The sequence below is a fragment of the Luteimonas marina genome, assembly GCF_007859325.1.
In the GTDB taxonomy this organism is placed as follows: domain Bacteria; phylum Pseudomonadota; class Gammaproteobacteria; order Xanthomonadales; family Xanthomonadaceae; genus Luteimonas; species Luteimonas marina.
This window is the reverse complement of record NZ_VOHK01000004.1, coordinates 41199-59208: the sequence shown is the minus strand read 5'-3', so window position 1 is coordinate 59208 and position 18010 is coordinate 41199. Positions and strand designations below refer to the sequence as shown.

17 protein-coding genes and 1 tRNA gene are annotated in these 18010 nt (G+C 70.2%); 13 read left to right on the top strand and 5 right to left on the bottom strand.

All coding sequences use genetic code 11. The annotated features are described in order from the left end of the window. Positions 1-65: 65 nt before the first annotated feature. The 3 genes from yczE to FQY83_RS09465 all read right to left on the bottom strand — a co-directional run bounded on the left by yczE (position 66) and on the right by FQY83_RS09465 (position 3074). Positions 66-689, bottom strand: a complete 624-nt coding sequence (gene yczE, locus FQY83_RS09475; RefSeq protein ID WP_146387384.1) for a membrane protein YczE — start codon at positions 687-689, stop codon at positions 66-68. A 106-nt stretch (positions 690-795) separates the two neighbouring features. Continuing rightward, complete coding sequence (locus FQY83_RS09470) at positions 796-1812, bottom strand: zinc-binding alcohol dehydrogenase family protein (RefSeq protein WP_146387382.1); 1017 nt, start codon at positions 1810-1812, stop codon at positions 796-798. A gap of 32 nt (positions 1813-1844) precedes the next feature. Further along, positions 1845-3074, bottom strand: coding sequence for an MFS transporter (locus tag FQY83_RS09465; protein ID WP_425478643.1), 1230 nt, complete (start codon positions 3072-3074; stop codon positions 1845-1847). A 237-nt stretch (positions 3075-3311) separates the two neighbouring features. On the opposite strand from FQY83_RS09465, the gene FQY83_RS09460 reads away from it, so the two are divergent. The 4 genes from FQY83_RS09460 to cgtA all read left to right on the top strand — a co-directional run bounded on the left by FQY83_RS09460 (position 3312) and on the right by cgtA (position 6243). Beyond that, positions 3312-4220: a LysR family transcriptional regulator gene (locus tag FQY83_RS09460; RefSeq protein WP_146387378.1), complete on the top strand. Its 909-nt coding sequence runs from the start codon at positions 3312-3314 to the stop codon at positions 4218-4220. A 147-nt stretch (positions 4221-4367) separates the two neighbouring features. Beyond that, entirely contained in the window at positions 4368-4691 is a 324-nt protein-coding gene (rplU, locus tag FQY83_RS09455; RefSeq protein WP_146387376.1) for a 50S ribosomal protein L21, read from the top strand. Positions 4692-4703: 12 nt separating this feature from the next. Further along, entirely contained in the window at positions 4704-4964 is a 261-nt protein-coding gene (gene rpmA, locus FQY83_RS09450; RefSeq protein ID WP_146387374.1) for a 50S ribosomal protein L27, read from the top strand. Between the two features lie 214 nt (positions 4965-5178). Then, on the top strand, positions 5179-6243 hold the full coding sequence (cgtA, locus tag FQY83_RS09445; RefSeq protein ID WP_146387372.1) for an Obg family GTPase CgtA: 1065 nt from the start codon (positions 5179-5181) through the stop codon (positions 6241-6243). Between the two features lie 259 nt (positions 6244-6502). Here the strand turns inward: cgtA and rpsT are convergent, their stop codons facing one another. Then, entirely contained in the window at positions 6503-6772 is a 270-nt protein-coding gene (gene rpsT / locus FQY83_RS09440) for a 30S ribosomal protein S20 (protein WP_133320480.1), read from the bottom strand. 200 nt (positions 6773-6972) lie between these two features. Between rpsT and murJ the strand changes: the two genes are divergently transcribed. The 7 genes from murJ (at position 6973) to FQY83_RS09405 (ending at position 14568) form a co-directional block, all read left to right on the top strand. Continuing rightward, a complete protein-coding gene (gene murJ / locus FQY83_RS09435) occupies positions 6973-8574 on the top strand; it encodes a murein biosynthesis integral membrane protein MurJ (protein ID WP_272952459.1) in 1602 nt (533 codons plus the stop codon). 135 nt (positions 8575-8709) lie between these two features. Further along, positions 8710-9663 (top strand): bifunctional riboflavin kinase/FAD synthetase, encoded by a 954-nt coding sequence (locus FQY83_RS09430; RefSeq protein WP_146387368.1) that lies wholly within the window; start codon positions 8710-8712, stop codon positions 9661-9663. 62 nt (positions 9664-9725) lie between these two features. Further along, entirely contained in the window at positions 9726-12506 is a 2781-nt protein-coding gene (gene ileS, locus FQY83_RS09425) for an isoleucine--tRNA ligase (RefSeq protein WP_238333473.1), read from the top strand. Between the two features lie 69 nt (positions 12507-12575). Further along, positions 12576-13082 (top strand): signal peptidase II, encoded by a 507-nt coding sequence (gene lspA, locus FQY83_RS09420; protein WP_146387364.1) that lies wholly within the window; start codon positions 12576-12578, stop codon positions 13080-13082. Positions 13083-13187: 105 nt separating this feature from the next. Next, entirely contained in the window at positions 13188-14138 is a 951-nt protein-coding gene (gene ispH, locus FQY83_RS09415) for a 4-hydroxy-3-methylbut-2-enyl diphosphate reductase (RefSeq protein ID WP_146387362.1), read from the top strand. Positions 14139-14211: 73 nt separating this feature from the next. Further along, positions 14212-14287, top strand: a tRNA-Thr gene (locus tag FQY83_RS09410). A 23-nt stretch (positions 14288-14310) separates the two neighbouring features. Continuing rightward, positions 14311-14568, top strand: coding sequence for a hypothetical protein (locus FQY83_RS09405; protein ID WP_146387359.1), 258 nt, complete (start codon positions 14311-14313; stop codon positions 14566-14568). On the opposite strand, the gene FQY83_RS09400 is transcribed toward FQY83_RS09405, so the two are convergent. Further along, entirely contained in the window at positions 14565-15653 is a 1089-nt protein-coding gene (locus FQY83_RS09400; protein WP_146388116.1) for a glycerophosphodiester phosphodiesterase, read from the bottom strand. The two genes, FQY83_RS09405 and FQY83_RS09400, sit on opposite strands and share 4 nt — an antisense overlap. 139 nt (positions 15654-15792) lie before the next feature. Between FQY83_RS09400 and radA the strand changes: the two genes are divergently transcribed. After that, positions 15793-17169, top strand: coding sequence for a DNA repair protein RadA (radA, locus tag FQY83_RS09395; RefSeq protein ID WP_146387357.1), 1377 nt, complete (start codon positions 15793-15795; stop codon positions 17167-17169). Continuing rightward, positions 17166-17750, top strand: a complete 585-nt coding sequence (locus FQY83_RS09390; protein WP_146387355.1) for a hypothetical protein — start codon at positions 17166-17168, stop codon at positions 17748-17750. Before radA ends, FQY83_RS09390 begins: the two co-directional genes overlap by 4 nt. Positions 17751-18010 lie beyond the last annotated feature (260 nt).

Genomic DNA, 18010 nt, shown 5'->3' with positions numbered 1-18010 from the left:
GCGAAACCCGTCTCCCGGCAAGCGCCGGGCCGTCATCCCGCGCGGCTGCGGCCGCGGGGCCCGGATCAGGCGGGGCTGGCCTGCGGTTCGGCGACCGGCAGCCGGGTATCGCACCAGGGCAGGGTCAGGCCGACCAGCAGACCGATCAGCAGCGCGAAGGCCAGCGTCCCCAGGCCGACCGTGCCGCCCAGCCACCAGCCGACCAGCAGCACCGAGCCCTCGATCGCGGTGCGCACCGCCCAGATCGGCCAGCCGAAGCGGGCGTGCAGGCCGGTCATCAAGCCGTCGCGCGGGCCCGGGCCGAAGCGCGCGCCGATGTACAGCCCGGTGGCCAGCGCCAGCAGCCACAGGCCGGCCGCGAAGGCGAGCCACTGCTGCCACCAGAGCGCGAAATCCGGCAGCAGCCACAAGCCGAACTGCGCGCTGGGGCCGATCAGCAGCACGTTCAGCACCGTGCCCAGCCCCGGCTTCTGCCGCAGCGGCCACCACGCCAGCAGCACGACCACGCCGATCAGGTTGGTGAGCAGGCCGAACGACAGTCCGGTGAGCCGCACCATGCCCTGGGTCAGCACGTCCCACGGCGCGACGCCCAGCCCGGCGCGCACCATCAGGCTGATGGCGATGCCGTAGAGGAACAGGCCGAGCAGCAGCTTGCTCATGCGTTGTGCGGCGAGCGGGGGAAGGGTCATGCGCGCCATTGTCGCCGCAACCGCAGCCACGATCCGCCGCCGCCGCGGGCCACATCGTTCCAGTGGTCCGCGTGGACGCGACGGGACCGCGTGGATCCTGTGGCGACTACCAGCCCGCGAGCGCCAGCTTGCCGATCGTGCGCCCGGATTCGAGCCGGCGATGCGCTTCGCGCAGGTTGGCGGCATCGATCGGCGACAGCGTCTCGCGCAGCGTGCCGCGCAGGCGGCCGGCGTCGATCAGTTCGGCCACGCGCGCGAGGATGCGCCCCTGTTCACCCATGTCGGCGGTGCGGAAGCGCGGGCGCGCGAACATCATTTCCCAGTGGATGCCGATGCACTTGGCCTTGTACGGGTCGCCGATCTTCAGCGCGCCGGACGGCTCCACAATCAGGCCCACGTGCCCCTGCGGCGCGAGCAGTTCGCCGAGTTCGGTCCAGTAGCGGTCGGTGTCGGCAAGGTTGATCGCGGCGTCTATCGCGTCGAAGCCGAGTGCCTGCAGCTGCGGCGCCAGCGGCTGGCGATGGTCGACGACGTGGTCGGCGCCGAGTTCGCGGCACCAGGCGATCGTGTCCTCGCGCGAGGCGGTGGCGATCACGGTGAAGCCGGCGAGCTTCGCCAGCTGGATCGCGATCGAACCCACGCCGCCGGCGCCGGCGATGACCAGCAGCGACCTGCCTTCGCCGCCGCCTTCGAGCGCATAGCCCATGCGCTCGAACAACAGCTCCCAGGCGGTGATCGCGGTCAGCGGCAGCGCGGCGGCCCCGGCGAAATCGAGCGAGGCCGGCTTGCGTGCGACCAGGCGCTCGTCCACGAGCTGGAACTGCGCGTTGCTGCCCGGACGCGTCACGTCGCCAGCGTAGTACACCGCGTCACCGGGCCTGAACTGCGTGACCTCGGGCCCGACTGCATCGACCACGCCGGCCGCATCGAAGCCGAGCACCTTCGGCTGCGCCTCGACCTGAGCCTTCGGTGCGCGCAACTTGGTGTCGACCGGATTCACCGAGACGGCTTCGACCCGCACCAGCAGGTCGCGCCCGCTGGCGACAGGCGTGTCGAGCTCCACGTCGAGCAGCGATTGCGGGTCGTCGATCGGCAGGTAGCGGGTCAGTGCGATGGCTTTCATGATGCGGTCCCGGGGAAAGAGGGAGGTGGATGTCAGGATGCGCTCTGGGCGGCATCGGCGCAGGCGGGCAGGACATTGTGTGCGCGTTCCGCGCGGATCGCGATCCACGCCACGGCGAACGCCGACAGCGGCACCAGCGCACCGATCCACGGCAGCGCCCCGAGGCCGAAGCCATGCGCGATCACCGCGCCGCCGAGCCAGGCACCGAAGGCGTTGCCGAGGTTGAACGCGCCGATGTTCAGGCTCGAAGCAAGATTCTGCGCGCCGGACGCGCGCTGCAGCACCCACATCTGCAGCGGCGAGACGGTGGCGAACGCGGCCGCGCCGAGCAGGCCGGTGAACAGCACCATCGCCCACGGGCTGTGCAGCGCGAACGTCATCAGCCCCATCACGATCGTGAGCGCGAGCAGGGTCGCCATCAGGGCGCGCGGCACGCCGCGGTCCGCGATCCGTCCGCCGAGCAGGTTGCCGGCGATCATGCCGACGCCGAACACCAGCAGGATCGGCGAAATGGCCGCATCGGCGAATCCCGTCACCTGCGTCAGCAGCGGCTGGATGTAGGTGTAGACCGCGAACATGCCGCCGAAGCCGAGCACGGTCATCAGCAGGCCGAGCAGCACCGGCGTACGCGCGACGACGGCGAGTTCGGCGCGCACGTCCGGCCGTGTGGCATCGCGGCTGTCGCGATCGGCAGGGACCAGGGTCGCGATCACCAGCGTGGCGATGACGCCGATCGCCGCCACGGCCCAGAAAGTCGAACGCCATCCGTAGTGCAATCCCAGCCACGCGCCTGCCGGCACGCCGAGCAGGGTCGCGACGGTGAGGCCGGTGAACATCACCGAGATCGCCGAGGCCTTGCGCTCCTCCGCGACCAGCCCGGTGGCGACCACCGCGCCGACGCCGAAGAAGGTGCCGTGCGCCAGCGACGTGACCACGCGCGCGACCATCAGCAGCGCGTAGTTCGGCGCCAGCGCACAGGCGAGGTTGCCGAGCGTGAACACCACCATCAGCGCCACCAGCACGGTCTTGCGCGGCAGGCGGCCGGTGGCCAGCGTCAGCAGCGGCGCGCCGACGAACACGCCCAGCGCGTAGCCGGAGATCAGCAGCCCGGCCAGCGGCAGGCTGACCTGCAGGTCGGCGGCGACCTGCAGCAGCAGGCCCATGATCACGAACTCGGTGGTGCCGATGCCGAAGGCGCCGGCGGTCAGGGCGTAGACCGCGAGCGGCATGCGGGGGGATGGGGGAGAGGGCATGGGGAGGATGACTTTCGGTGGGCATGGAAATGAACAACGTCATTCCACCCGTGAAGGGCGCAATGCCGCGAAGGCGGGAACCCGGTGTCTTTTGTATTTGGATTCAATGGCTTGAAAGACACTGGATCCCCGCCTTCGCGGGGACGACGAGCAAGGGAGGGGGGCGGGAGCCGTCACTGTCCGCCATTGCCTTGTTCGGAAAAACGGGCAGAATTCCGAATCAATTTCAATGAAATATTGATAATCGTGGATCGCGTCGGCGACATCGCCCTGTTCCTGCAGGTGCTCGAACAGGGCTCGATCAGCGCCGCGGCCCGGCGGCTGGACCTGTCGGTCGCGGTGGCCAGCCAGCGGCTGAAGCGGCTGGAGCGCGAGCTCGGCGTGCGCCTGCTGCACCGGACCACGCGCCGCCTGCATCCGACGCCGGAAGGGCTGGCGCTGGCGCAGGAGGGGCGGGTGCTGGTCGAGGAACTGGAACTGCTCGGCAGCCGCCTGAGGCAGCAGGGCGGCGAGGTGGCGGGCACGCTGCGCGTCACCGCCTCGGCCTCGTTCGGCCGCCAGTACATCTCGCCGCTGCTGCCGGAATTCCTGGCCGCGCATCCGGGGCTGCGGGTCAGCCTCGACCTCGACGACCGCGTCACCGACCTGATCGGCGCCGGCTACGACCTGGCGATCCGCATCGGCCGGCTCGACGATTCCTCGCTGGTCTCGCGCCAGCTCGCCGTGAACGACCGGCTGCTGTGCGCGTCGCCGGACTACCTGCACCGCCGCGGCATGCCGGCCACGCCCGCCGAGCTCGCGCGGCACGACTGCGTGCTGCTGACCGGCCGCGACGGCCTCCAGGACGTGTGGCGGCTGCTGGATCCGGCCGGGCGGGCGGTCGACGTCCGGGTCCAGGGGCGCTTCGAGAGCAACTACGGCGAGGCGCTGCGCGATGCCGCGCTGGCCGGCCTCGGCATCGCCATGCACTCGGCCTGGCACGTCCACCGGGACCTGCGCGAGGGGCGGCTGCGGGTCGTGCTGCCGGACCATCCGGTCCCGGCCAGCGGCATCCACGCGGTCATGCCCGGGCGGACCCTGGTGCCGCCGCGGGTCCGGGCCTTCGTCGACTACCTCGCCGAACGCTTCGCCGACCCGCCCTGGCGGCTCGCCTGAGGCAGGCGGCCCCACCCCGGGTGGGCCGGGTCAGGGGGCGGCTTGCGCCCAAGTCGCTGAATCCCCTACAATTCCGCTTCTGTCCGCCCTCGATGGCAGGCAGAACCCAAGAATAACTACAGAACCAACACCGATACGAGGCTCCACATGTACGCAGTACTGGTCACCGGCGGCAAGCAATACCGCGTGGCGCAGGGCGAAACGCTCCGCGTCGAGAAGCTCGAGGCCGAAGCCGGCAACGAGATCACGTTCGACAACATCCTGATGCTCGGCGACAGCGACGGCATCAAGATCGGCGATGCGCTCAAGGGCGCCAGCGTCACCGCGAAGGTCGTCGGCCACGGCCGCGCCGACAAGGTGCGCATCATCAAGTTCCGCCGTCGCAAGCACCACATGAAGCGGCAGGGACATCGCCAGCACTACACCGAAATCGAGATCACCGGCATCGCCGGTGGCGACAGCAAGAAGTAAGGAGCAGCAGTCATGGCACATAAAAAGGGCGTAGGTTCCTCGCGCAACGGCCGCGACTCCAACCCGAAGTACCTCGGCGTCAAGATCTACGGCGGCCAGGCGATCGATGCCGGCAACATCATCGTCCGCCAGCGCGGCACCCAGTTCCATCCGGGTCCGGGCGTGGGCCTGGGCCGCGACCACACGCTGTTCGCGCTGGTCGACGGCAAGGTCGAGTTCTCGACCAAGGGTCCGAAGAAGCGCCGCACCGTGAGCGTGGTCGCCGAGGCGTAAGCTTCGCGCCATGCCGGACGAAAGCCCCGCCGCGCGCGGGGCTTTTCGTTGGTGGAGCAGGAGTTGGTGATTCGTGATTGGTGATTGGTGATTCGAAAGAGCAAAGGCCCGTTACCGGCGCGCCACGCGAGACGATCCACATCCAGACTTCACATACGTACGATATTTCCGCTTTTTCAAATCACCAATCACCAATCACCAATCACGGCTCCCCATGAAACTCGTCGACGAAGCTGAAATCACCGTCATCGCCGGCAACGGCGGCAACGGCTGCGTGGGCTTCCGCCGCGAGAAGTTCATTCCGCTGGGCGGGCCGGATGGCGGCGACGGCGGCGACGGCGGCAGCGTGTGGCTGGTGGCCGACGAGAACCTCAATACCCTGGTCGACTTCCGCCACCAGAAGCAGTTCCGCGCCCAGCGCGGCGAGAACGGCATGGGCCGGCAGATGTACGGCAAGGGCGGCGAGGACGTGGTCATCACCGTGCCCACCGGCACCGTCGTGCACAACGTCGACACCGACGAGGCGATCGGCGACCTCACCCGCCACGGCGAACGCCTGCTGGTGGCGCAGGGCGGCAAGGGTGGCCTGGGCAACATGCACTTCAAGAGCTCGACCAACCGCACGCCGCGGCAGTCGACGCCGGGCACGGCGGGCGAGGAGCGCACGCTGCGGCTGGAGCTGAAGCTGCTGGCCGACGTCGGCCTGCTCGGCTTCCCCAACGCCGGCAAGAGCACGCTGATCCGCGCGGTGTCGGCGGCGACGCCGAAGGTGGCCGACTATCCGTTCACCACGCTGTATCCGAACCTCGGCGTGGTCAGCGTGGAACCGGCGCGCAGCTTCGTCATCGCCGACATCCCGGGGTTGATCGAGGGCGCGGCCGACGGCGCCGGGCTGGGCGCGCTGTTCCTGCGCCACATCCAGCGCACGCGGCTGCTGCTGCACCTGGTCGAGATCGAGCCGCTGGACGGCGGCGACGCGGTCGAGCAGATCCGCACGATCGAGCGCGAGCTGGAAAAGTTCGACGCCGGCCTGCTCGACAAGCCGCGCTGGCTGCTCCTCAACAAGGCCGACCTGATCCCCGCCGCCGACGCCCGCGAACTGGGCGAACGCATCGTGTCCGAACTCGGCTGGAGTGCGCCGTGGTTCATCATCTCCGGCCTCGCGCACGAGGGCACACGCGAGGTGATGCTCAAGGTGCAGGCGCACCTGGACGAGATGGGGCGCGCGGAGCGCGAGGCCGGGGAAGCGGGCGACGCGGATGCGTCCGATGCGAATTGAAGGGGCCGGTGCCCGGCACGCGATGAGCCGGCAGAAGGCCTCGCTGTCAACTCGAGCGCGATCCCTGTCATTTCAACCGAAGCCCTTGTCATTTCGACCGAAGGGAGAAATCTCCCTCCCCGGCGTCGGACAGCAGATTTCTCCCTTCGGTCGAAATGACAGGGGTTTGGTTTTGGCTTCGCTGGCCCCATGGCCGGCCGGGCAGCCAACAAAAAACCCGGCCTGCGCCGGGTTTTTCGGAACGACCGCGGTGCGCGGATCAGGCGGCCTTGAGCGCCTTGATGCGGGCGGTCAGGCGGCTCTTGTGGCGGGCGGCCTTGTTCTTGTGGATCAGGCCGCGCGAACCGAAACGGTCGAGCAGCGGCTGGGCGACGGCGAAGGCGGCTTCGGCGCCGGCGGCGTCGTTGGCGTCGAGCGCCTTGACGACCTTCTTGACGGCGGTGCGCAGCTGCGAACGCTGGGCCGTGTTGCGCGCGTTGCGCACGACGGTCTGCTTGGCGCGCTTCTTGGCGGACTTGATGTTGGCCACGATGGAATCCTGGAAACTGGTAAGGAATTGAACGGCGAATGCCGGCGATCGCCGGGATTCGGGAAAACGGAGCCGGAAATTATGGGGGATTCAGTGGCTTGCGTCAACAAGGCGGCTGGCGCGGGGCGGGGGCGGTGAGCGAGCCGGATCCGACCGTCCCGCCCGGCCAGGGACAGGTCCCGCCCGCCCGCCGCGCCGGCCTGCTGCGCTCGACCGCGGTGTTCAGCGCGATGACCTTCATTTCCCGGATTTCCGGGCTGGTCCGCGACCAGGTCTACGCCGGGGTGTTCGGCGCCAATCCGGCGATGGATGCCTTCCTGGTGGCCTTCCGCATCCCCAACTTCCTGCGCCGGCTGTCGGCCGAGGGCTCGTTCTCGATGGCCTTCGTGCCGGTGCTGTCCGAGTACCGGGAGACGCGCGACCACGCCGCGGTCAAGGCGCTGGTCGACCGCGTCGCCGGGACGCTGCTGGCGGCGCTGCTGGTGGTGACGGCGCTGGCGGTACTGGCCGCGCCCTGGGTGATCCGGGTGTTCGCGCCGGGCTTCGACGCCGGCGGCGAGCAGGGCCGGCTGGCGGCGGAGATGCTGCGGATCACCTTCCCCTACCTGCTGTTCATCTCGATGGCGTCGATGGCCGGCGGCGTGCTCAACAGCTACCGGCGGTTCGCGGTGCCGGCGCTGTCGCCGGTGCTGCTGAACATCGCGATGATCACCGCCGCGCTGGCGCTGGCGCCGAGGATGCGCGAACCGGTGATGGCCCTGGCCTGGGGCGTGCTGGCGGCCGGCGTCCTGCAGCTGGCGTTCCACCTGCCGTCGCTGGCCCGCCTCGGGCTGCTGCCGCGGCCGCGCTGGGGTGCCGCGCACGAGGGCGTGCGCCGGGTGATGCGGCTGATGGTGCCGACGCTGTTCGGCTCGTCGGTGGCGCAGCTGAACCTGCTGCTGAACACGGTGGTGGCGTCGATGCTGGTCGGCGGCAGCGTGACCTGGCTGTACCTGGGCGACCGCCTGCTCGAATTCCCGCTGGGCATGTTCGGCGTCGCCATCGGCGCGGTGATCCTGCCGCACCTGTCCAGCCGCCACGCCGCGGCCGATCCGGACGGCTATTCGAAGGCGCTGGACTGGGGATTCCGGCTGTGCCTGATGATCGCGGTGCCGGCCTGCCTGGGGCTGATGCTGTGCGCCGAGGCGCTGGTCGCGACCCTGTTCCAGCACGGGCGTTTCACCGCGCACGACACCCGGATGGCGCAGCTGACCGTGCTCGCGCTGGCCACCGCGCTGCCGGCGTTCCTGCTGGTGAAGGTGCTGGCGCCGGCGTTCTATTCGCGCCAGGACACGAAGACGCCGGTGAAGGCGGGACTGGTTGCGGTGGCCGCCAATATCGTCGCGACCCTGTTGTTTCTCGCGCTGGTGCTGGCCCTGACCGACGCCGGCCGGACGGCCTGGGCGGCGGGCGAGGGCGACATTCGCGCCGCGCTGAAGGCCCTGCCGGGGGCACACGCCTGTCTGGCCCTGGCGACGGCGGCCGCCGGCTGGACCAATGCGCTGCAGCTGTGGTGGTACCTGCGCCGCGCGGGCGTGTTCCGCGGCGAGCCGGGCTGGCCGCGGTTCCTGCGCCAGTTGGGGGTCGCGAGTGCGGCGATGACGCTCGCCGTCGCGGCGCTGCTGTGGGCCTGGGACGGCTGGACGGCGTGGCACTGGAGCGAGCGCGCGTGGAAGCTGGCGGTGGTGGTCGGCCTGGGCGGCGTCGTGTATGCGGTCGCGCTGTGGGCGCAGGGCATCCGGCCGCGCGATCTGCGCCATTGAGCGGCGCCTCTGCCTGTGGGAGCGACCTTGGTCGCGATGCCGGGCCCGCTGCGGGAAGGCATCGCGGCTGAAGCCGCTCCCACGGTCGATCGTGCAGCGGCGCAGGCCTGGGCCCCGCTATACTCCACGGTTCCCATGAGCAGGCTGTTTCGCGACGTCGACGGCGGGCCGCTGTGCCCCAACGGCAGTGTGGTCTGCATCGGCGCGTTCGACGGCCTCCACCTCGGCCATCGCGCACTGGTGCGCCACGCGGTCGCGCGCGCTCGTGCGCTCGGGGTCGATGCAGTGGCGCTGAGCTTCGAGCCGCTGCCGCGCGAGTTCTTCGCCAAGGATGCGCCGCCGCCGCGGCTGAGTCTGGCGCGGGCGAAGATCGAGGGCCTGCGCGGGCTCGGCGCCGACGTCGTCGGCCTGCTGCGCTTCGACGCGAAGCTGTCGGCGATGCCGGCGGAGGCGTTCGTCGAGGCGGTGCTGGCGCAGCGGCTGTGGGCGCGAGAGGTCTGGGTCGGGCCGGAGTTCCGCTTCGGCCACAGGCGCGCCGGCGACATCCACACCCTGCATCGCGAAGGCGAACGCCACGGTTTCGCCGCCGGCGAGATCGAGCCGCTGCTGCAGGGCGGCGAGCGCGTGTCGAGCACGCGCATCCGCCAGGCGCTGGTGGACGGCGATTTCGACGCCGCCGCGCGCCTGCTCGGCAAGCCGTATGCGGTGTCCGGGCGCGTGGTGCGCGGGCAGCAGCTCGGCCGCACGCTCGGCTATCCGACCGCCAACCTGCGCTTCGGCGGCAAGGTGCCGGCGCTGCGCGGGATCTACGCGACTCGCGTGCATGGCATCGGCGATGCCCCGTGGCCGTCGGTGTCGAGCTTCGGCACGCGACCCACGGTCGGCGGCGTCGAGCCGCTGCTCGAGGCGCACCTGTTCGATTTCGATGGCGACCTGTACGGGCGCCGGATCGAAGTCGAGTTCGTCGCGCGCCTGCGCGACGAGGAGAAATTCCCGGACCTGCCGACCCTGGTCGCGCAGATGCATCGCGATGCCGGCGAGGCGCGTCGCATCCTCCAACAGCACACCCCACGGCGGGCCACTGCGTGACCGACAGCAACGACAACCAGCGCTACAAATCCACGATCCTGCTGCCGGAGACCGGGTTCCCGATGCGCGGCGACCTGCCGAAGCGCGAGCCGGGCACGCTCGAGCGCTGGGAGCGCGACAACCTCTACGCGCAACTGCGCGAGAACGCGAAGGGCCGGCCCCTGTTCGTGCTGCACGACGGCCCGCCCTACGCGAACGGCGCGATCCACCTCGGCCACGCGGTCAACAAGATCCTCAAGGACATCATCGTCAAGTCGCGATACCTCGCCGGCTTCGATGCGCCCTACGTCCCGGGCTGGGACTGCCACGGCCTGCCGATCGAGATCGCAATCGAGAAGAAGTACGGCAAGGTCGGCGTCAAGCTCGACGCGGCGCAGTTCCGGCAGAAGTGCCGCGAATACGCGCTCTCGCAGATCGAGCTGCAGCGCAAGGACTTCAAGCGCCTGGGCGTGATCGGCGACTGGGACGATCCCTACCTGACGCTCGATTTCCGCTTCGAGGCCAACGAGATCCGCGCGCTGGCGAAGATCGTCGACAACGGCCACCTCACCCGCGGCGTGAAACCGGTGCACTGGTGCTTCGACTGCGGCTCGGCGCTGGCCGAGGCCGAGATCGAGTACGCCGACAAGGTCTCGCCCGCGGTCGACGTGGCCTATGCCGCGCGTAGCCCGCAGGCGGTGGCGCGCGCGTTCGGCGTCGAGGTGCCGGAGGACGTCGAGGTCGCGCTGCCGATCTGGACCACCACGCCGTGGACGCTGCCGGCCTCGCTCGCGATCTCGCTCGGCGCCGAACTCGAGTACGCCCTGGTCGAAGGCCCGCCGCGCGAGGGCAAGCGCCGTTGGCTGGTGCTGGCAGATGCGCTGGCGGCGCGCGCGCTCGAGCGCTACGGCGTCGAGGATCAGGTCGTGCTCGGCCGCGCCAGCGGCGAGAAACTCGAGGGCATGCTGTTCGCGCACCCGTTCTACGACGAACGCGACATCCCGGTCCTGCTCGGCGACCACGTCTCGGCCGAGGACGGCACCGGCGCCGTGCATACCGCGCCCGGCCACGGCCAGGAGGACTATGCGGTCGCGAAGAAGTACGACCTGATCGACCGCTACACCGCCGCGCAGATCAATCCGGTCGACGGCCGCGGCGTGTACCTGCCGTCGACGCCGGCCGCGCACGGCGTGGAACTGGCCGGCCAGCACATCTGGAAGGCCAACGACGTCATCGTCGATGTGCTGCGCAACGACGGCACGCTGCTCGCCTTCAGCCGGCTCGAGCACAGCTACCCGCACTGCTGGCGCCACAAGACCCCGATCGCGTTCCGCGCCACGCCGCAGTGGTTCATCTCGATGGAGCAGGCGAACCTGCGCGCCGACGCGCTGGCCGCCATCGACACCGTGCGCTGGTATCCGGAATGGGGCAAGGCGCGCATCGCCGGCATGGTCGAGGGCCGCCCGGACTGGACCATCTCGCGCCAGCGCACCTGGGGCGTGCCGATCGCGCTGTTCGTGCACCGCGAGACCGGCGATCCGCATCCGCGCAGCACCGAGCTGATGCGCGCGGTGGCCGATCGCGTCGAGCAGGAGGGCGTCGACGTGTGGTACACGCTCGATGCCGCCGAACTGCTCGGCGACGAGGCGAAGGACTACGACAGGATCACCGACATCCTCGACGTCTGGTTCGACTCCGGCGTCACCCACGAGGGCGTGCTGCTCGAACGCGGCCTCGGCAAGCCGGCCGACCTCTACCTCGAAGGCTCCGACCAGCATCGCGGCTGGTTCCAGTCCTCGCTGCTCACCGGCGTCGCCATCGACCGGGCCGCGCCCTACCGGCAGTGCCTGACCCACGGCTTCACCGTCGACGAGCACGGCCGCAAGATGTCGAAGTCGCTCGGCAACGGCATCGAGCCGCAGGACATCATGAAGACGCTGGGCGCGGACATCCTGCGCCTGTGGATCGCCTCGGCCGACTACAGCAACGAGATGTCGCTGTCGCAGGAGATCCTCAAGCGCAACGCCGACGCCTACCGCCGCATCCGCAACACCGCGCGCTTCCTGCTCGGCAACCTGCATGGCTTCGACCCGGCCGTGCACCTGGTCACGCTGGAGGACATGGTCGCGCTCGACCGCTGGATCGTGCACCGTGCCTGGGAAGTGCAGGAGAAGATCAAGGCCGCCTTCGATCGCTACGACTTCGCCGAGATCGTGCAGGCGCTGCTGAACTTCTGCAGCGTCGACCTCGGCTCGCTCTACCTCGACGTGACCAAGGACCGCCTGTACACGATGCGCGAGGACTCGCGCGGGCGGCGCAGCGCGCAGGGCGCGATGTACCGCATCAGCGAGGCCTTCGTGCGCTGGATCGCGCCGGTGCTGAGCTTCACCGCCGACGAGCTGTGGGGCTACCTGCCGGGCGAGCGCAAGGCCAACGTGCTGTTCGAGACCTGGTACGAGGGCCTGGCGCCGCTGCCGGCCGACGCGCCGCTGTCCGCGCACGACTTCGACCGCCTGCTGGCGCTGCGCGAGCAGGTGGCCAAGGTGCTGGAGCCGATGCGCGCCAGCGGCGAGATCGGCGCGGCGCTGGAGGCGGAGATCGAACTGCACGCCGGCACCGCCGACCAGATCCGGGTCGCGCCGCTGGTGGACGAACTGCGCTTCCTGCTGATCAGCGGCGACGTCACCGTTGTGCCGTTCGCGGGCGAGGAATCACGCATCGTTGCCGCGCCGACGAAGAAGGCCAAGTGCGTGCGCTGCTGGCACCACCGCGCCGACGTCGGCAGCCATGCGGAACACCCGCAGCTGTGCGGGCGCTGCGTGTCCAACGTCGAAGGCCCGGGCGAGGATCGGCAGTGGTTCTGACCGCGTCCGCCCGCCATCAACTTTCCAACGTCATTCCCGCTTTCGCGGGGATGACGTGAGCGTCGAATCATGACTGCCACTCCGAAGCCCAACGCCCTGATCTGGCTGCTCCTCTCGGCCATCGTCATCGTCCTCGACCAGTTGACCAAGTGGTGGGTGCTGACCAGCCTGCCCGAATACACCCCGGTCCCGGTGATCGAGGGCTTCTGGAACTGGTACCGCACCTACAACACCGGCGCGGCATTCAGCTTCCTCGCCGGCGGCGGCGGCTGGCAGAAATGGTTCTTCACCGTGCTCGGCATCGGCATCAGCGGCCTGCTGGCCGTGTGGCTGTCGAAGACGCCGCGCGGCGACTGGCGCACCGCGCTGCCGTTCGCGCTGGTGATCGGCGGCGCGCTGGGCAACATCATCGACCGGCAGGTCCACGGCCACGTCGTGGACTTCATCCAGTGGCATTGGCGCGACCACTACTGGCCGGCGTTCAACATCGCCGACTGCGCCGTGGTCGGCGGCGCGATCGGCATCGCCCTGTTCGGCCTGTTCCCGGGCAGGCGGGACAGGCCCGCCCCCCCGTAGGCGCGGCTTCGGCCGCGACCAGCGCGATCCGTGGAACGCTCCGGTCGCGGCTGGAACCGTTCCCGCAGGGCCGGCGCCGCCCCGGCTTCGGTAAACTAGCGGCCAATGGACATCGTCCTCGCCAACCCCCGCGGCTTCTGCGCCGGCGTCGACCGCGCGATCGAGATCGTCAAGCGCGCGCTCGAGACGCTGGGCGCGCCGATCTACGTACGCCACGAGGTCGTGCACAACCGCTTCGTGGTCGAGGACCTCAAGCGCCGCGGCGCGATCTTCGTCGAGGAGCTCGACGAGGTGCCCGACGGCAACACCGTGATCTTCAGCGCCCACGGCGTCTCGCAGGCCGTGCGCGAGGAGGCGGACCGGCGCGGGCTGAAAGTGTTCGACGCGACCTGTCCGCTGGTGACCAAGGTGCATTTCGAGGTCGCGCGCCACTGCCGCGCCGGCCGCGACGTGGTGCTGATCGGGCACGCCGGGCATCCCGAGGTCGAGGGCACGATGGGGCAGTGGAAGGCCGAGTCCGGGGCCGGGCAGATCTACCTGGTCGAGGACCTCGAGGACGTGGCCTACCTCGCGCCCGGGCAGCCCGCCAACATGGCCTACACCACCCAGACCACGCTGTCGGTCGACGACACGCGCGACATCATCGCGGCGCTGAAGGCGCGCTTCCCCGAGATGCAGGGGCCGAAGAACGACGACATCTGCTACGCCACCCAGAACCGCCAGGACGCCGTGCGCGAGCTCGCCCAGCAGTGCGACCTGGTGCTGGTGGTCGGTTCGCCGAACAGCTCCAACTCCAACCGCCTGCGCGAACTGGCCGAGCGCGACGGGGTCGAGGCCTACCTGATCGACGGCGCGGCGGAGATCGACCCGGAATGGATCGTCGGCCGCCGCCATATCGGCGTCACCGCGGGCGCCTCGGCGCCGGACGTGCTGGTGCAGGGCGTGCTGGCGCGGCTGCACGAACTGGGCGCCGGCGGCGTGCGCGAGCTGCACGGCGAGCCCGAGAGCATGGTGTTCGCGCTGCCGAAGGAGCTGCGGCTGCAGCTGGTCGATTGACCCCGGCCCCTGCGGAACCTAGAATTCACGCCCCGTGCGGGCGCTGCACGCCGCGCAATCGCGGACGGTCATCGCCGGAATAGCTCAGTTGGTAGAGCGGCGCATTCGTAATGCGTAGGTCGCAGGTTCGACTCCTGTTTCCGGCACCATCCCTTCCTGCCGAGACCCGACGATGGAACCGATCCCGCTGGAGGACCTGGCGCTGCTCGCGGTCCTGCAGAGGATTTTCCAGGGCGACGAGCCCGCCCCCGACGATTCCGCGATCCGGCAGCGCCTGCTGGACAGCGCCCTCGTGGAAGAGGGCGAAGACGGGCTGTGCCTGACCGCGGCGGGCGTCGAGATGTGCAAGTCCCTGCAGCACCGGATCGCGGCCGACAACATCGCCGGGCAGATCAGGCAGGAACGCGACGATCCCGCCGCCACGACCTAGGGCCCGGCATCGAGCGCGCGGCGGGCGAGGGCGGGATCGTCGGCGAACAGGCCGTCGATGCCGGCTTCGACATGGTCGCGGAGCTGTCGGATCGAACCGGTTTCGTTGCGGGCGCCGCGGCTTCCGGCGCGGTATCGGCGCGGCAGGAACGCGTTCTCGGGCCGGAAGGTCCAGGGCATGACCTGCAGCCCGGCGGCATGGGCATCGTCGACGAGGGCGCTGCGGTGGCCGTCGGCGGTCGCGTACAGGCGCAGCGACGCGATCGGCGGACCGACGCCGTCGGCATAGGTGGCGATCGTGCGCAGGCCTTCCGGCCGCAGCATCTCGCCGTAGGTGGTCGCGTGCCCGCTGGCGGCGAGGTCGTAGGGCTGCTTCGACGGCCGTTCGAGCAGTTGCAGCAGCCGGATGTTGGGCGCGTCGCCGATCTTCCCGCGCAGTTCGCGCAGGTTGCCGGTCTCGAACGACTGGATGAGGACGGGCGCGCGGCGGGTGTAGGGATGCGCGGCCAGCGTCGCCAGCAGCCTGTCCTCCATCGCCAGACCGATCGACGCGAAATAGGTGGGATGCTTGAGTTCGGGCACCAGCGCCAGCGCGCGGCCGCGCGCGTCGGATGCGTCGGCCGCGAGCGCGATGATCTCGTCCAGCGTCGCGATCTCGAACCGTCCGTCGTGCGCGGTCGAGCGCAGTTCCGGCAGGCGCTCGCGCGCGCGCAGCGACTTCAGCTCGGCGAGGGTGAAGTCTTCGGTGAACCAGCCTTCCACCGGTTCCCCATCGATGCGCTTGCGCGTCCTGCGGTCGGCGAACTCGGGCCGCTCGGCGACGTCGGTGGTGCCGCCGATCTCGTTCTCGTGGCGCGACACCAGCACGCCGTCCCGGGTGCTGACGAGATCGGGTTCGATGGCGTCCGCGCCGTCCTCGATCGCCCTTCGGTAGGCGGCCAGCGTGTGCTCGGGCAGCAGCGCGCTGGCGCCGCGGTGGGCGATGATCATCGGACGGGCCTCTGGCGGCATGGCGGATCTGGGTGCGTCGGGCGGCGGTCCGGGCCGGCTGGCGCAGGCGACGAGCAGCAGCATCGGCAGCAGCATGCGCATGGGGAGGATCGCCGGTCCGGGCAGACGGTGCGATCGATTGTACGGGCCGGACATGGCCGTCCGGCGACCGTCGTCTCGCCGGCGGAGACGCGGCGCGGCTAGAGTAGCGGCTGGTCGGGAGACGGTCGGATCGATGGCGAAGGCACGCACGGCGTACGTCTGCAGCGAATGCGGCGCGGACTTCAGCAAATGGCAGGGCCAGTGCGGCGCCTGCGGCGCATGGGACACGCTGTCGGAGATCGTGCTCGAAAGCGCCGTCGCGGCGAAGTCGCCGGCATCGCGGCGCAGCGGCTGGGCCGGCAAGGTCGATCCGCCGAAGGTCACCGCGCTCAAGGACGTGCAGCAGGGCGGGGACGTGCGCGTGAGCACCGGCATCGGCGAGTTCGACCGCGTGCTCGGCGGCGGGCTGGTGGAAGGCGCGGTGGTGCTGGTCGGCGGCGATCCGGGGATCGGCAAGTCGACCCTGCTGCTGCAGGCGGTCGCGGCGATGGCGTCGAACCTGCCGGGCCTGTACGTCACCGGCGAGGAATCGCTGGCGCAGGTCGCGGGACGCGCGTCGCGCCTCGGTCTGCCGCTCGAGGGCCTGAACGCGCTCGCGGAAACCGGCATCGAGCGCATCCTCGAACAGGCCTCGCAGCTGCGGCCGAGGATCATCGTCGCCGACTCGGTGCAGACGCTGTGGACCGACTCGCTGACCGCCGCGCCGGGTTCGGTCAGCCAGGTGCGCGAGAGCGCGGCGCGGCTGGTGCGCTATGCCAAGGAAACCGGCACCGCGGTGTTCCTGGTCGGGCACGTCACCAAGGAAGGCGGCATCGCCGGTCCGCGCGTGCTCGAGCACATGGTCGATGCGGTGCTCTACTTCGAGGGCGATTCGGGCAGCCGCTTCCGCGTGCTGCGCGCGTTCAAGAACCGCTTCGGCGCGGTCAACGAGCTGGGCGTGTTCGCGATGGGCGATCGTGGCCTGCGCGAAGTGCCGAATCCGTCGGCGATCTTCCTCTCCGGCGGCAGCACGCGGCAGCCGGGCAGCTGCGTGATGGTCACGCGCGAAGGCACGCGCCCGCTGCTGGTGGAGGTGCAGGCGCTGGTCGACGCCTCGCCGCTGTCGAACCCGCGCCGCGTGGCGGTGGGCCTGGAAGGCAATCGCCTGGCGATGCTGCTGGCGGTGCTGCACCGGCACGGCGGCATCGTCACCGGCGACCAGGACGTGTTCGTCAACGTCGTCGGCGGCATCCGCGTGCAGGAAACCGCGGCCGACCTGCCGGTGCTGCTGGCGGTGCTGTCCTCGCTGCGCGACACGCCGCTGCCGGACAAGACCATCGCCTTCGGCGAGGTTGGCCTGTCCGGCGAGATCCGTCCCGTGCCCAATGGCGAGGAGCGGTTGAAGGAGGCTGCGACCCACGGTTTCAAGCGCGCCATCGTGCCGAAGGCGAATGCGCCGAAGGCGGGGAGCTACAAGGGCATGGAGATCGTCGCGGCCGAGCGCCTCGCGGACGCGCTGGAACAGGCGTGAGCGCGCAGCCGGAATCGAACGGGTGCTGGCGGTTCGCGCGCGCGGTGTCGGTGCTGCTGCATCCGTTCGCGGTCTTCGTCGCGCTGGCACTGCTGGCGGCGCTGCGGCTGGATCCCGCCAGCCTGGCGCGCACCGCCGTCGGCATCGGCATTGCCGTCGCGATTGTCTGGGGCTTCGTGCTGCAGCGCCGTCGCGCCGGGCACTGGCAGACGGTGGACGCATCGCGCCGGCAGGAGCGACCGCTGCTGTACCTGCTGGCGCTGGCGGTGGCCGGCGGCTACTGGTGGTGGATGGGCGGGCGCGCGTCGGCGACGTCGACCGGCAGTCTCGCCGCGGTGGCGATGCTGTGCGCCGCCGGGATCGCCAACCGCTGGATCAAGCTGTCGCTGCACATGGCGAGCCTCGCGTTCGCGGGCGTTGCGCTGCTGCCGCTGTGGCGCGACGCGGGTGTCGTGGCGCTCATGCTGCTGCCGCTGCTCGGCTGGGCGAGGCTGCGGATGGCGCGGCATACGCTGGCGGAAGTGGTGGGCGGTGTCGTGCTGGGCCTCGTCTTCGGCGCCGTGCCGCTGGTGCTGCATTAGAAAAGTCTGAAAAAAGTCGTCATCCCCGCGAAGGCGGGGATCCAGCGTCGTTGCGTCAAAGCAAAATGGATCCCCGCTTGACCAGCCTTCGGCTGTTGTAAAGCACTTCGCGGGGATGACGAAAGCGCGCGGATGACGAACGGATTTCGTCGAGCGTTTACCGGACCTGGCCTGTCATCCGCTCGATGACGCCGCAAGCGGCGAAGGATCGGCCCCGATGAGAACGAGGCGGCGCACGCCCGATCGCCGTCATGCGCCGG

Bases quoted from the DNA above. Each gene is read 5' to 3' on its own strand.
- radA (WP_146387357.1), top strand. From the start codon at position 15,793: ATGGCGAAGGCACGCACGGCGTACGTCTGCAGCGAATGCGGCGCGGAC.
- lspA (WP_146387364.1), top strand. From the start codon at position 12,576: ATGACTGCCACTCCGAAGCCCAACGCCCTGATCTGGCTGCTCCTCTCG.
- FQY83_RS09405 (WP_146387359.1), top strand. From the start codon at position 14,311: ATGGAACCGATCCCGCTGGAGGACCTGGCGCTGCTCGCGGTCCTGCAG.
- ispH (WP_146387362.1), top strand. From the start codon at position 13,188: ATGGACATCGTCCTCGCCAACCCCCGCGGCTTCTGCGCCGGCGTCGAC.
- FQY83_RS09470 (WP_146387382.1), bottom strand. From the start codon at position 1,812: ATGAAAGCCATCGCACTGACCCGCTACCTGCCGATCGACGACCCGCAA.
- cgtA (WP_146387372.1), top strand. From the start codon at position 5,179: ATGAAACTCGTCGACGAAGCTGAAATCACCGTCATCGCCGGCAACGGC.
- yczE (WP_146387384.1), bottom strand. From the start codon at position 689: ATGACCCTTCCCCCGCTCGCCGCACAACGCATGAGCAAGCTGCTGCTC.
- ileS (WP_238333473.1), top strand. From the start codon at position 9,726: ATGCGCGGCGACCTGCCGAAGCGCGAGCCGGGCACGCTCGAGCGCTGG.
- rpmA (WP_146387374.1), top strand. From the start codon at position 4,704: ATGGCACATAAAAAGGGCGTAGGTTCCTCGCGCAACGGCCGCGACTCC.
- FQY83_RS09430 (WP_146387368.1), top strand. From the start codon at position 8,710: ATGAGCAGGCTGTTTCGCGACGTCGACGGCGGGCCGCTGTGCCCCAAC.
- rplU (WP_146387376.1), top strand. From the start codon at position 4,368: ATGTACGCAGTACTGGTCACCGGCGGCAAGCAATACCGCGTGGCGCAG.
- FQY83_RS09400 (WP_146388116.1), bottom strand. From the start codon at position 15,653: ATGCTGCTGCCGATGCTGCTGCTCGTCGCCTGCGCCAGCCGGCCCGGA.